Source organism: Microbacterium sp., assembly GCF_031988965.1.
Classification (GTDB): domain Bacteria; phylum Actinomycetota; class Actinomycetes; order Actinomycetales; family Microbacteriaceae; genus Microbacterium.
The window spans coordinates 1-12964 of the sequence record NZ_DALZXX010000087.1; the positions used below are offsets into that span (position 1 = coordinate 1).

Genomic DNA, 12964 nt, shown 5'->3' on the forward strand with positions numbered 1-12964 from the left:
GGGGCAGCCCTTCGCGCACGGCAGCCTGCTGCGCGCGGCGGCAGGGCTCGTCGACGCCCCGCGACAGGTCGTCGTCGTCACGGACGCGCCGTTCGGCCCGCTCGCGTCTGCGGCCCGTGCGATCGATGCCGACGTGGTCGCCGTCGTCTCCTCAGCGCAGGCACAGGCGTTCGCGGAGGCCGGATTCGAGCTCTTCGAGGGCAAGAGCGAGTCGGGTGAGCAGGCCTTCGACTGCCGTTCGTTCGTGTGCCGGCTGCCGGTGAGCGACCCCGCCGCACTGTCGTCGCAGCGCTGAGATCCGGCGTCGGTCCTCAGCTGTTGCGGGTGTGGCGCTTCGCCGTGCGTTCGTTGCCCCGTCGATAGTTCCCCGTCGCCCGCGCCATCAGCAGCTGGGCGTCGCCGTGCTCGACCTGCGCGAGGAACTCGCTCGCTCGCGCACCGCGCAGCGTCGTCGCGGTCACGCCGTGATGGCGGATGACGACGTCGTCGCCGCGCACGACGAACTCGAACCCCGAGGGATCGCCCACGGTCAGACCCACCCGGGGAGCCAGTTGTGCAGGAGCCAGAAGTCGTACGGCACGCTCACGCCGGTCCACACCGGGTAGTAGAAGGCCGAGACCAGCACGACGACGACGAGGAACACCATGACGGTGCGCTCGCCGGCCTGGCGGCGATGCAGCGGATCCTCGCGGCGACCCGCGAGCACGCGCAGCACGACGGCGAGCCCGATCGCGAGGAAGGGCGCCATCGCCACCGTGTAGAACTGGAAGATCGTGCGCTCGGGGAACATCAGCCACGGGATGTAGGTGGCGGCGAGCCCCACCAGTGGGAACGTGAGCGCAGGCTCGATGGGCCGTCGCGTGACCCAGGCCCGCACGAGGCGGTAGACGAGGTAGCCCGCGGCGGCGATGCTCGCGTACCAGATCAGCGGATTCGGGATCGTGGAGATCACGGCGATGCAGTGGTCGACGCCGCACGGCGCGGGATCGGTGCCCACCCACACGGCGGTGGGACGCAGCAGCAGCGGCCACTCCCAGGCCGCGCTCGCGTAGGGGTGCCCGCTGTTCAGGCCGACGTGGAAGTTCAGGATCGCGCGGTGGTAGTTCCACAGGGCGATGAGCGGATTCGGATCGCTGTCGCGGGAGTAGCCGCCGTCGGTCACCAGCCATCCGGTCCAGCTCACGAGATACGTCGCGAACGCGGGGAACACGAGCAGCACGAACGACACCGGGCCCTGCCGGAACGCCGCAGAGCTCGGCCAGAGTGCGACCCCGGCGCGACGACGGGCGAGCGCATCGGTCACGACGACGTAGAGCCCGAAGGCCGCGAGCGCGTAGAGGCCGGACCATTTGACGGCGCAGGCGGCGCCGAGAGCCACACCCGCGGCGATCAGCCAGGGGCGACGCCAGAGCACCCGTCCCCACAGCGGCTCGGGGGCTTCGGTGTCGGATATCTCGAGCAGCGGGATCGTGCGGTCGCGATCGATGAGGATGAACAGTGCGCCCAGCACGATGAAGAACGTGAGCGGCCCGTCGAGCAGCGCGGTGCGGCTCATCACGATGCTCAGTCCGTCGATCGCCAGCAGCGAGCCGGCGACGGTCGCGACGACGATCGATCCGGTCAGGCGACGTGCGATCAGGTAGACCAGCAGCACGGTGGCGGTGCCGAGAAGCGCGGTGGCGAGCCGCCAGCCGACGGTGTTGTCCGGTCCGCCGATCGACATGCCGAGCGCGATCAGCCACTTGCCGAGCGGGGGATGCACGACGAACGAGCCGTTGTCGGCGAGTGGCAGCTCCTGCAGGGTGATGAACGCCTCGTTCGCGTTCTCACCCCAGGTGCCCTCGTAGCCGAGGGTCCACAGCGACCACGCGTCTTTGACGTAGTACGTCTCGTCGAAGGCGAGCTGATGCGGGTGCCCCAGGTTCACCAGGCGCAGCACGGCCGCCACGACGGTGACGACGAGCGGCGCGAACCAGCGCAGCATCCGCCCCCAGTCGGGGTCGCGCAGGATGCGGTCGCGCAGCTGCCCGTACCGCGTCAGGCGCTCCTCAGGGGCGGGGAGCAGAGGCACGGGCGCGGTCACGGGCTCCAGCCTAGACAACGAGCGTCCCGCACGTCCGGGCGACGCGGTCCCGCCTAAGCTGGGCGGGTGATCATCCTCGCCGCCACACCGATCGGAAACCTCGGGGATGCGTCCCGCCGTCTCATCGAGGTGCTCGAGAACGCCGAGGTCGTGGTCGCGGAGGACACCCGCACCACAGGGCGACTGCTGCAGGCGCTGCAGATCACCAACAGGCCGCGACTGATCGCGCTGCACGATCACAACGAGAAGCAGAAGTCCGCAGAGCTCGCGGCGCTCGCCGCGGAGCAGGACATCGTCGTCGTCAGCGATGCGGGGATGCCGGCGATCAGCGACCCCGGCTATGGTCTCGTCGCCGAGGCCGTCGCACAGGGCGTCACGGTGACCGCGATCCCCGGACCGAGCGCCGTGATCATGGCGCTCGCGATCTCGGGTCTGCCGACCGACCGTTTCACGTTCGAGGGTTTCCTGCCGCGCAAGCCGGGGGAGCGCCGGTCGACGCTGAGGGCGCTCGCCGCCGAACCTCGCACCATGGTCTTCTTCGAATCGCCGGCCCGCCTGGCATCGACGCTCGTCGACATGGGCGCGGCCTTCGGCGATGACCGTCGCATCGCCGTGTGCCGCGAGCTCACCAAGTTCTACGAAGAGGTCCGCCGGGGCACCGCGGCCGAGCTCGTCGAGTGGGCGACTGCGGGCGTCAAGGGCGAGATCGTGGTCGTCGTCGAGGGGGCACCGCGTCGCGAGGCGTCCGCGGAGGACGCTCTCGTGCAGGTGCAGAAGCTCGTCGCGTCCGGCATCCGTTTGAAGGATGCGTGCGCCGAGGTCGCTGCGGCGACGGGCCTGTCGTCCCGAGATCTGTACCAGGCCGCGCTCGCCGCCCGCTGATGAACGACGGTTCTGACGCCGGCGTCGCCGCCGCGTACGACGCGCGCGCCGCGGAGTATGTCGCGCTGGCCGGAGCGATCGAGCAGATGGATGCCCGCGACGTGACTGCGATCGGTCGGTGGCGCGACAGTATGCCGGGAGTGCTGCTGGATGCCGGCTGCGGCCCGGGCCACTGGACCGCGTTCCTGGCTCGGGGCGTACGAGAGGCGCGCGGCGTCGACCTGTCGATCGGGTTCATCGAGTCAGCGCGGCTCCAGCATCCCGACATCGCGTTCGAACTCGGTTCCTTCCGTGAGCTCCCAGTGGCGACGGGGTCTGTCGGTGGCATCCTCGCCTGGTACTCGCTCATCCATACCCCGCCCGCTGAGGTGCGCGAGATCCTCGCGGAGTTCGCCCGGGTGCTCGCCCCCGGTGGCAGCATCCTGATCGGCTTCTTCGACGGCGAGCCGCGGGAGCCGTTCGCGCACGCGGTGGCGCCGGCGTACTTCTGGTCTGCGGATGCGCTCGCCGCGGTGCTGAGCGACGCCGGATTCGAGGTCGCCTCCTCCGAACGGCGCGAGCGGATGCCCGGCGAGGTGAGCATCCGGCCCCATGCGGCGCTGATCGCGCACCGCCGCGCGTCGTCGCTGCCGTGACCGCGGGTACCCTGGTGCACACGCAACCCGAGGAGGACACAGCGTGAGCAAGAAGGCGACCGTCTACGACGTCGCAGAGCGCGCCGGAGTGTCGATCGCCACGGTCTCGCGCGTCCTGCGGCAGCCGGATGCGGTACGCCCGACCACGCGAGAGCGCGTGCTCGACGCGGTCACCGACCTTCGTTACGTGCCCAGCGGCAGCGCGCGCGGACTGGCTGAGCGCCGCACCGGGGTGCTCGGGCTCTACTTCCCCGGATTCGATGCGTCGGACGACGCTCCGGTGCTCGAGGTGCTCGCCGAGGGGCAGGCCGCCGCGCCGCCGTTCACGGTCGAGCAGGCGTCGGACGACACCGGTGCTGCGCATCCGACCATGCTGTTCCTCGACGAGGTGCTGCGCGGCGCTGAACTGGAGGCGTGGAAGCAGGGCTTCGTGCTCATGATCGGCGTGGGCCGCGACGATCCCACGCGCGAGACCGTGCGCGACATCGCGGGTCGCGTCGACGGGCTGATGGTGCTCGCGCAGAGCGTTCCCGATGATGTGCTCGCCCGCCTCGCGCAGCGCATCCCCGTGGTCGTGCTCTCCGGCCCCGCACGCGGAGACGACTACGACCACGTGACCGTCAGCAACGCCGAGGCGATGGCCGAGCTCACCCGGCTCGTGCTCGCGCAAGCTGATCCCGGAGGGATCGCCTTCCTCGGCGGCCCCGAAGATTCTCCCGACGGCGCCCAGCGCTGGGACGGCTTCGCCACCGCCGTGGCCGAGGCCGGGCTGGCTCTCGACGACGTGACCGTGTTGCGCGGGGACTTCACTCGTGCATCGGGACACGCGGCAGCCGAGCACCTGATCGCCCGCGGGGCACCGTCCGTGTTGGTCGCGGCCAACGATCAGATGGCTCTCGGCGCGATCGATGCGTTCAGCTCGGCGGGCATTCGCGTGCCGGACGACGTGAGGGTCACCGGCTTCGACGGGCTCGAGGCCGCGGCGCTGTCACGGCCCGCTCTCACGACCGTTCGCCAGCCGATGATCGACCTCGGTCGTGCCGCCGTGCAGCTGCTCGCGCGGCGCCTCGAGCAGCCGGATGCCGAGCCGATGACCGTGAGGTTGCCTCTGCAGATCCTCGTGCGCGAGAGCTCCCAGCGCCCGGTGCGAGAGGTCTGACCGCAACCGTTCAGGCGCGGTCGTGCAGCGTGATGCGGTATCCGTCGGGGTCGGCGAACGTGAAGGTGCGACCGAACGGACCGTCGATCGGGGCCGCGACGATCGTGTGGCCGTCGGTGGAGAGGGCGTCGTGGATGCTCTGGACGTCGGTCGCGTGCAACCAGATCGCCGCACCGATCCCCGGCTGATCGACCCCGTCGAGGTCGGTGCCGGGGGCGATGTCGCGCAGTGCGAACGCGATGGGTGTCGTCTCGAACACGACGGCGTGCGGCGGGCCCGCGGGCGAGCGCACGAGTCCGAGGTACCGCTCGTAGAACGCCTGGGATGCCGCGAGGTCGCGGGTCTGGAGTGAGATGAAGTCGGGGCCGGTGACGGGCATGGTGAGTCCCTTTCGTTGAGTGTCAGTTATCTGACATGCTCGAGCATATGTCAGACTGCTGACATGCGGCAAGACGGCATCGACCTCGACACCTCGCTCGGGTATCTGCTCAAAGAAGCGGCGAGCGCTCTGCGCTCGGCGATGGAGGAGGTGCTGCGACCGCTCGGGATGACGATCACGCACTACTCCTGCCTCGAGCTGCTCGCTCAACGGCCGGGGATGTCGAACTCGGAACTCGCTCGAGGGGCGTTCGTGACGCGCCAGTCCATGAACGTCCTGTTGCAGTCGCTCGAGAAGGACGGGTTCGTCGCCCGTCCTGCCGTGGCCCCTGCGGGAAGGACCTTGCCGGCGACTCTCACGCCGCGGGGGAGGAGCAGTCTCGCGACGGCGACCGCCGCGGTGCGGTCGGTCGAGGTCCGGATGCTGTCGGGTATGACGGATGCCGAGCAGGTCGCTGCCCTGCGCGCTCTGCGGAGCATGGTGAGCTCCCTCCGTGAGGCGCCGCGCGACCACTGATCTGGCACCGCTCCCATCCTGCGCTTCGGCGGATCGATGGCGCCGGGCGTGTTGTCAAGGGCTTGCATGTCCGAAATGTATGCGCTTACAATTGCTCACGCGGCTCCGGCCGTGGGGTGCCCCGACCCGTGGGACCCCCTTCATGACACAGACGACATGAGGTGGCAGTGTGGCGAAGACGCACATGCTCCGACGCTGGCGGAGAGCCGCGATCGTGGGACTGGCGGCAGCAGCCGTGGTTCTCAGCGGTTGCAGCATCCAGATCAGTTCGCAGCCCGATCCGTCGATCGGCGACGACACGATGCTCATCAACGCGGACAAGGGCAACCCCTTCTTCACGCGGAACTTCAACCCGTATCTCACCAACACGCGCACCGCGTCGCGGTGGATCTACGAGCCGCTGATCCTGGTGAACCCGCTCGACGGAACCCTGAACCCGTGGCTGGCGACCGAGTGGTCTCAGCCTGACGCCCGCACGATCGTCATGACGATCCGCGACGGCGTCGAGTGGAGCGACGGCGAGAAGCTGACGCCCGACGACGTGGCCTTCACGTTCCAGCTGCTGAAGGACAACCCGTCGCTCGACATCAAGGGCGCCTGGCAGCACCTCGAGAGCGTCGAGACCGACGGCGACACGGTGATCATGCACCTGCAGACCGAGGACGCCCCGTCTCTGTCGATCCTGGGTCTCACCATGATCGTTCCCGAGCACATCTGGGCAGACGTGAAGGACCCCGGGACGTTCCGCAACGAGGATCCGGTGGGCACCGGGCCGTTCGTGCTCGGCAATTACAACGACCAGCAGTACTCGGTGGACAAGAACCCCGACTACTGGCAGGCCGACAAGATCGAGATCGAGCACATCATCCTGCCCTCGACGAACTCGCAGCTCGACACCGTCACCCGCGGATACGACTGGGCCTACTCGTTCATCTCCGACGTCGAGGGCACCTGGGGCGCCGCGAGTCCCGACAACGCCTGGTGGTTCCCGCCGGGAGGGGTGATCGGGCTCATGCCCAACCTCGAGGTCGCACCGTTCGACGACGTGAACGTGCGTCGGGGCATCGCGCTCGCGCTCGATCGCGAGGAGATCGCCGAGACCGCCTCGGAGGGCTACATGCAGCCCGCCGGCCAGACCGGACTCATCCTGCCGAACCAGGAGGAGTACCTCGACCCGAGCATCCCCGACCAGGGCATGCTCACGCAGGACGCGGATGCCTCGCTCGCGGCCTTCGCCGAGGCGGGCTACACGCTGCAGGGCGACCAGCTGGTCGGCGCCGACGGGCAGCAGCTCGAGTTCGCGCTGACGACCGCCAACGGCTACTCCGACTGGACCCGCGCCGCGCAGACGGTGCAACGCCAGCTCGCCGAGGTCGGCGTGAAGGTCACCCTCAAGCTCCCGCAGCCCGCCGGCTACCAGAGCGCCATCAGCAACGGCGACTTCGAGATGGCCATCGGCGGCATGGGCAACGGCGACGTCTACCAGGCGTACAACAACCTGCTCTCGAGCGAGTTCTACGTGCCCTCCGGCGAGGCCACCGCGAACAACTTCGAGCGGTACCGATCGGACGAGGCGGACGCACTGCTCGCCGAGTACCGCGAGACCGTCGATCCCGCCCGTCAGGCGGAGATCGTGAACGAGCTGCAGGGCATCGTCTACGACGAGCTGCCCGTGATCGGGCTGTACTACGGCGGCATCTGGGGTCTGTTCAACGACTCCAAGTTCACCGGCTGGCCCACAGAGGACGACCCCTACATGATTCCGCAGAACTACGACTCGGCGCCGCTGATGATCTTCACCCGGCTCGAGCGCGTGAAGGGGGATGACGACTGATGAAGTACGTCCTCCAGAAGCTCGGCCTCTTCGTGCTCACGCTGTGGGCCGCTGTCACGCTGAACTTCTTCCTCCCACGGCTCATGCCGGGCTCGCCCGCCGACGCCGCGATCGCGAAGCTCGCGCAGAACGGCCCCGTGTCCGACGCGACGCGGGCCGCGATCGAGGCCCAGCTCGGCGTGCCGACCGGTTCGATCTGGGACCAGTACGTCGCCTACCTCGGCCAGGTGGTCAGGCTCGACTTCGGCGTCTCGTACACCTTCTACCCGCAGAGCGTCTCGAGCATGGTCTCGACCGCGCTGCCGTACACGATCGGCCTGGTCGGCATCGTCACGATCCTCGCGTTCGTGATCGGCACCCTGATCGGCGTCGCCGCGGCCTGGCGTCGCGGCACGTGGCTCGACTCGTTGCCCACGCTCACCGGCTCGTTCCTCAGCACCTTCCCGTACTTCTGGACCGCGCTGCTGCTGCTGTTCTTCTTCGGGTACGTGCTGCACTGGTTCCCGACCACGGGGGCCTATGCGGCGACCACCACGCCGGCGTTCACCTGGGACTTCATCGTCGACCTCGTGCAGCATGCGGTGCTGCCGGCACTGACGATCCTGCTGACCTCGCTCGGCGGGTGGATCATCGGAATGCGCAACGCCATGATCAACACCCTGGGTGAGGACTACGTGACCTTCGCCGAGGCGAACGGCCTCCGCGGCCGAACGATCGCCGTCCGCTATGCCGCACGCAACGCGATCCTGCCGAACCTCACCGGCTTCGGGCTCACGCTCGGCGGCGTGGTCGGCGGATCGATCCTCGTGGAGCAGGTGTTCGGGTACCCGGGCATCGGCTATCTGCTCTTCAACGCCGTGATCGGGCAGGACTACCCGCTCATGCAGGCGCTCTTCCTGATGATCACCGTGAGCGTGCTCATCGCCAACTTCCTCGTCGACATCCTGTACGGCGTGCTGGATCCAAGGACTCGCCGATGACCTCCACCATGAATGTCAAGGTTCCCTCCGACCGGATCGCGGCTCCCAGCCCGTGGCGCTCGTTCGCCCGGATGGTGGGCACCCTCTGGTCCAACGGCAAGGCCCGCCTGGGCCTCATCATCCTCGGGCTGTTCGTGCTCGTCGCGGTGTTCGCACCGCTGCTCGCGCCCTACGGCCCGAAGGAGAACTCGTTCGAGCGCAACGCCGACGCCTCGGCCGCGCACTGGCTCGGCACCACCGCCGCGGGGGAGGACGTCCTGAGTCAGCTGATCTACGGCTCGCAGATCAGCCTGCTCGTCGGCCTGGCCGCCGGCATCCTCTCGACCATCGTCGCCGTGCTGATCGGCCTCAGCTGGGGCTACATGCGCGGATTCCTCGGAGAGGTCGTCGGCTTCATCGTCAATCTCTTCCTGGTGATCCCCGGCCTCCCGCTGATGATCGTGATCGCCGCCTACCTGCAGAACGGCGGCATCCTGATGATCATCGCGGTGATCGTCGTCACCGGATGGGCCTGGGGTGCTCGTGTGCTGCGCAGCCAGACCCAGTCGCTGCGAGGCAACGACTTCGTCACCTCGGCGCAGTTCTCGGGTGACAGCCGGGCGCGCATCGTGTTCCGAGAGATCCTGCCGAACATGACCTCGATCATCGCGGGCACGCTCTTCGGCGCCGCGACCGCGGCGATCCTGGCCGAGGCGGGGCTCGAGTTCCTCGGACTCGGCGACTCCAGCATCGTCAGCTGGGGCACCATGCTCTACTGGGCGCAGAACTCCAACTCGCTGCTCACCGGACAGTGGCTGCTGCTGTTCGCCCCGGGTCTCTGCATCGCGCTGCTCGCGCTGAGCCTGACACTGATCAACTTCGGCGTGGACGGCATCTCCAATCCGCGTCTGCGTGAAGGGAAGGGACGATGAGCGCCATGGACGCGAACACACCCGCGAACGACATCCTGCTCGACGTCCAGGGCCTGTCCGTCGAGTACGCCTCGCCGGGTACGACGCCGGTCACCGCGGTCGAGAACGTCTCGTTCACCCTGCGCCGTGGCGAGTTCGTCGGCCTGGTCGGCGAGTCGGGCTCCGGCAAGTCGACGCTCGGCTTCGCGCTGACGCGGTTGCAGAAGCCCCCGGCGCGCATCAGCGACGGCCGCATCCTGTTCGACGGCCGCGACATCCGCGACCTGAACGCCGAGGAGCTGCGCAGGCAGCGCCAGGGCGGATTCGCGATGGTGCTGCAGTCGGGCATGAATGCGCTCAACCCGGTGCGGACGATCGGCAACCACTTCCAGGACATCTTCGCGGCTCACGGGCATGTCGCTCGGGAGAATCGGGATGCCAGAGCACGTGAGCTGGTCGGCAAGGTCGGCCTCGACCCGGCGGTGCTCGCGCGATACCCGAGCGAGCTGTCGGGGGGAATGCGTCAGCGCACCTCGATCGCGCTGGCTCTCTCGCTCGAGCCGCAGCTGATGGTGTTCGACGAGCCCACCACGGCGCTCGACGTGCTCGTGCAGCACGCCGTCATGGACACGATCAAAGACCTGCAGCGCTCCGAGCACTTCACGGCGATCCTCATCAGCCATGACCTCGGCATCGTGCTCGAGGCCACCGACCGGGTGATGGTGATGCACGAGGGGCGGATCGTCGAGGACGCGCCGAGCCTCGACATCCTGCATCGTCCGCAGGACGAGTACACGCGGATGCTGCTGAGCCACTACGCCGATCCGCGGGCCGAGTCGATCTCGATCCCCGGATTCGTCGACCTCGGCACCCGGCGCCGTGGGGGGCACTCCCGCACCGACCTCACCGAGACGGTGCCGACCGTGTCGCAGCGCGACACCCGGCGGGCGGATGCCGCGATCGTGGTCGAGGGCGTGTCGAAGCGCTATCCGGCACCACGCCGTGGTGAAGATCCCGTCGTCGCGGTCGACGACGTGTCGTTCCGGTTGGAGCCCGGCGAGGCGCTCGCCCTTGTGGGCGCCTCGGGCTCGGGCAAGTCGACTCTCGCCAAGCTGATCACCGGGGTCGAGAAGCCGACCGACGGAACCGTGCGCTTCGGAGACGTCGATGTGGCGTCGCTCAAGCGAAAGGGTCTGCGTGACCTCCGCAAGGACGTGCAGATGGTGTTCCAGGATCCGTACGCGGCGCTCAACCCGCTGCACACGGTGGAGTACGCGCTCAGCCGCCCGATCCGCAACTACACGAAGCTCCGCGGTGATGAGGCGAGGGCTCGCGTGCTCGAGCTCCTCGAGACCGTGGGACTGACTCCCGTGGAGCAGTTCGCTGCGAAGCTGCCCCATCAGCTCTCGGGCGGGCAGCGCCAGCGCGTGGTCATCGCGAGAGCGCTGGCCAGCGACCCGCAGGTGCTGATCGCCGACGAGCCCGTGTCGATGCTCGACGTCTCGCTGCGCGCCGGTGTGCTGGCGCTGCTCGAGGACCTGCGCGAGAGGTGGGGCATCAGCATGCTCTACATCACGCACGATCTGCTCAGCGCGCGTCTCGTCACCGAGAACATCCTCGTGCTCAACAGCGGACGCGTCGTCGAGCGCGGCGAGACCTCCCAGGTGCTGCAGCATCCCGAAGACCCGTACACCGTGCAGCTGCTCGACGCCGTGCCCAACCCGGCACGTGCCGAGCGCTGATCGAACCACAGCAAGACGAAAGGAGCACTCGTGCTCACATTCCCTGACGGCTTTCTCTGGGGCGCTGCGACCGCAGCCCATCAGGTGGAGGGGAACAACACGACCAGCAACTGGTGGACCATGGAGCATGCTCCCGGCTCGCCGATGGTGGAGCCCTCGGGTGACGCCGCCGACCACTTCCACCGGTATCCGGAGGACATGCGCCTGCTGGCCGAGGCCGGTCTGAACTCGTATCGCTTCTCGGTCGAGTGGGCCCGCATCGAGCCGGAGCGCGGGTTCGTCTCGCGTGCCATGCTCGACCACTACCGCCGCATGATCGACACCGCCCGCGAGAACGGGCTCGACCCCACGGTGACGCTGATGCACTTCACGGTGCCGCAGTGGTTCCAGAAGGACGGCTTCTGGCGCGCGTCCGACGCCGTAGATCTGTTCTCGCGCTACGTCGAGACCGTGCTCCCGATCCTCGAGGGCGTGAAATACGTCTGCACGATCAACGAGCCGAACATCGCGGCGATGCTCGCCGGGGGAGAGGATGCGGCGAACCTCGTCGCGTTCGGTCTGCCGAACCCCGATCTCGCCGTCGCCGACACGCTGCTCGAGGCGCACCACCGCGCCTCCGAGATCCTGCACTCCGTCTCGGGTGTGCAGGCCGGATGGACCATCGCGACGCAGGCGTTCCACTCCACGGGCGAGCCCGGTGCAGACGAGATGGTCGCCACCTACGGCGACCCGCGCGACCACTGGTACCTCGACCAGTCGGCCGGCGACGACTTCGTCGGCGTGCAGGCCTACACCCGCACCTTCATCGGACCCGAAGGGCCTCGGCCGGTCGCCGACGATGTGGAGACCACACTCACCGGCTGGGAGTTCTTCCCCGAGGCGCTCGAGATGGGCGTGCGCAGCGCGTGGGAGCGCAGCGGCGGCGTGCCGGTGCTCGTGACCGAGAACGGCATCGCGACCGCCGACGACACCCGGCGCATCGCCTACACGCAGGGCGCCCTCGAGGGTCTGCACCGCGCGATCTCCGACGGCATCGAGGTGAAGGCGTACCAGCACTGGAGCGCGCTCGACAACTACGAGTGGGCCAGCGGTTTCCGCCCGACGTTCGGTCTCATCGGGTTCGACCACCAGACGTTCGAGCGCTTCCCGAAGCCCTCGCTCGCCTGGCTCGGCGAGGTCGCACGACGCAACGGACTCTGAGACGGGCGGCCCCGGCACAGGATGCCGGGGCTACCCTCGGAGAATGACGCAAGCGAGCCGCGAGAGACGCGGTGTCAGGCTCCGATCGGCGGCCGCCGGGCTGAGCTCGGCGGTCGTCGCTGTCGGTCTGGCAGAGCTCGTCGCCGCGATCGTCGAGCCGAGCGCGAGTCCGTTCGCCGTGATCGGCGGCGGCCTGATCGACCTCGCCCCGAGCTGGGCGAAGGATGCCGCGATCGCGCTGTTCGGCACCGGAGACAAGATCGCGCTGATCACCGGCATCGCTCTGGTGCTCGCTGGCGTCGCGGCGCTCGCCGGCATCCTGGAGTCCCGCCGCGCGGGCGTGGGGTCGACGATCCTCGCGGCCCTCGGTGTTCTCGCCCTGGTGGCCGCGATGATCCGTCCGGGTGCAGGCCCGTTCGCCTGGCTTCCCGGTCTCGTCGCCGGAGTTGCCGCGGTGGTCGCCCTGAGGCTGCTCATGCGCACGGTGCACCCCGTGCCGTATCTTCGCGCCGAGCACGACGAGCGCCGGCGGTTCCTGCTGTGGACCGTCGGCGTCGCCGCGACCGGCGCCGTCGCGCTCGTGATCGGGAACGCCGCCCGCGGGGTGACCCGCTCGATCGAAGCGGTACGCGAGGCGCTGCGACTGCCGACGGCTGCGAGCCCC

General features: G+C 68.8%; 12 protein-coding genes and 2 pseudogenes. 11 read left to right on the top strand and 3 right to left on the bottom strand.

Features of this window, described 5'->3' with window-relative positions; genetic code table 11:
• A pseudogene (locus RTM68_RS13030) lies at positions 1-295 on the top strand (thioredoxin domain-containing protein); the annotation flags it as partial.
• Between the two features lie 16 nt (positions 296-311).
• On the opposite strand, the gene RTM68_RS13035 reads toward RTM68_RS13030, so the two are convergent.
• Entirely contained in the window at positions 312-539 is a 228-nt protein-coding gene (locus RTM68_RS13035) for a hypothetical protein (protein ID WP_312171563.1), read from the bottom strand.
• Positions 530-2083 (bottom strand): phospholipid carrier-dependent glycosyltransferase, encoded by a 1554-nt coding sequence (locus tag RTM68_RS13040; RefSeq protein ID WP_312171566.1) that lies wholly within the window; start codon positions 2081-2083, stop codon positions 530-532. The genes RTM68_RS13035 and RTM68_RS13040 overlap by 10 nt, the downstream gene beginning before the upstream one ends.
• A gap of 66 nt (positions 2084-2149) precedes the next feature.
• Between RTM68_RS13040 and rsmI the strand changes: the two genes are divergently transcribed.
• The 3 genes from rsmI to RTM68_RS13055 are packed head-to-tail and all read left to right on the top strand — an operon-like array spanning position 2150 to position 4759.
• Positions 2150-2965 (top strand): 16S rRNA (cytidine(1402)-2'-O)-methyltransferase, encoded by an 816-nt coding sequence (rsmI, locus tag RTM68_RS13045; protein ID WP_312171568.1) that lies wholly within the window; start codon positions 2150-2152, stop codon positions 2963-2965.
• A complete protein-coding gene (locus RTM68_RS13050) occupies positions 2965-3600 on the top strand; it encodes a class I SAM-dependent methyltransferase (protein ID WP_312171570.1) in 636 nt (211 codons plus the stop codon). Before rsmI ends, RTM68_RS13050 begins: the two co-directional genes overlap by 1 nt.
• A 43-nt stretch (positions 3601-3643) precedes the next feature.
• On the top strand, positions 3644-4759 hold the full coding sequence (locus tag RTM68_RS13055) for a LacI family DNA-binding transcriptional regulator (protein ID WP_312171572.1): 1116 nt from the start codon (positions 3644-3646) through the stop codon (positions 4757-4759).
• A gap of 10 nt (positions 4760-4769) precedes the next feature.
• On the opposite strand, the gene RTM68_RS13060 is transcribed toward RTM68_RS13055, so the two are convergent.
• Positions 4770-5138: a VOC family protein gene (locus RTM68_RS13060; RefSeq protein WP_312171574.1), complete on the bottom strand. Its 369-nt coding sequence runs from the start codon at positions 5136-5138 to the stop codon at positions 4770-4772.
• A 63-nt stretch (positions 5139-5201) separates the two neighbouring features.
• Between RTM68_RS13060 and RTM68_RS13065 the strand changes: the two genes are divergently transcribed.
• From RTM68_RS13065 to RTM68_RS13095, 7 genes and pseudogenes are all read left to right on the top strand, one after another.
• The gene (locus RTM68_RS13065) at positions 5202-5654 is read left to right on the top strand and encodes a MarR family transcriptional regulator (RefSeq protein WP_312171575.1); all 453 of its coding nucleotides are present in this window, start codon (positions 5202-5204) and stop codon (positions 5652-5654) included.
• A 169-nt stretch (positions 5655-5823) separates the two neighbouring features.
• A complete protein-coding gene (locus tag RTM68_RS13070) occupies positions 5824-7488 on the top strand; it encodes an ABC transporter substrate-binding protein (protein ID WP_312171577.1) in 1665 nt (554 codons plus the stop codon).
• A complete protein-coding gene (locus RTM68_RS13075) occupies positions 7488-8468 on the top strand; it encodes an ABC transporter permease (RefSeq protein WP_312171579.1) in 981 nt (326 codons plus the stop codon). The genes RTM68_RS13070 and RTM68_RS13075 overlap by 1 nt, the downstream gene beginning before the upstream one ends.
• The gene (locus RTM68_RS13080; protein WP_241796614.1) at positions 8465-9379 is read left to right on the top strand and encodes an ABC transporter permease; all 915 of its coding nucleotides are present in this window, start codon (positions 8465-8467) and stop codon (positions 9377-9379) included. The genes RTM68_RS13075 and RTM68_RS13080 overlap by 4 nt, the downstream gene beginning before the upstream one ends.
• A 5-nt stretch (positions 9380-9384) precedes the next feature.
• Positions 9385-11100: an ABC transporter ATP-binding protein gene (locus RTM68_RS13085; RefSeq protein WP_312171582.1), complete on the top strand. Its 1716-nt coding sequence runs from the start codon at positions 9385-9387 to the stop codon at positions 11098-11100.
• A 30-nt stretch (positions 11101-11130) separates the two neighbouring features.
• Positions 11131-12300 (top strand): family 1 glycosylhydrolase, encoded by a 1170-nt coding sequence (locus RTM68_RS13090; RefSeq protein WP_312171584.1) that lies wholly within the window; start codon positions 11131-11133, stop codon positions 12298-12300.
• Between the two features lie 43 nt (positions 12301-12343).
• A pseudogene (locus tag RTM68_RS13095) lies at positions 12344-12964 on the top strand (oxidoreductase); the annotation flags it as partial.

Excerpts from the sequence above, each read along its gene's own strand:
- RTM68_RS13080 (WP_241796614.1), top strand. The coding sequence starts at position 8,465 with ATGACCTCCACCATGAATGTCAAGGTTCCCTCCGACCGGATCGCGGCT.
- RTM68_RS13085 (WP_312171582.1), top strand. The coding sequence starts at position 9,385 with ATGGACGCGAACACACCCGCGAACGACATCCTGCTCGACGTCCAGGGC.
- RTM68_RS13065 (WP_312171575.1), top strand. The coding sequence starts at position 5,202 with ATGCGGCAAGACGGCATCGACCTCGACACCTCGCTCGGGTATCTGCTC.
- RTM68_RS13050 (WP_312171570.1), top strand. The coding sequence starts at position 2,965 with ATGAACGACGGTTCTGACGCCGGCGTCGCCGCCGCGTACGACGCGCGC.
- RTM68_RS13060 (WP_312171574.1), bottom strand. The coding sequence starts at position 5,138 with ATGCCCGTCACCGGCCCCGACTTCATCTCACTCCAGACCCGCGACCTC.
- RTM68_RS13075 (WP_312171579.1), top strand. The coding sequence starts at position 7,488 with ATGAAGTACGTCCTCCAGAAGCTCGGCCTCTTCGTGCTCACGCTGTGG.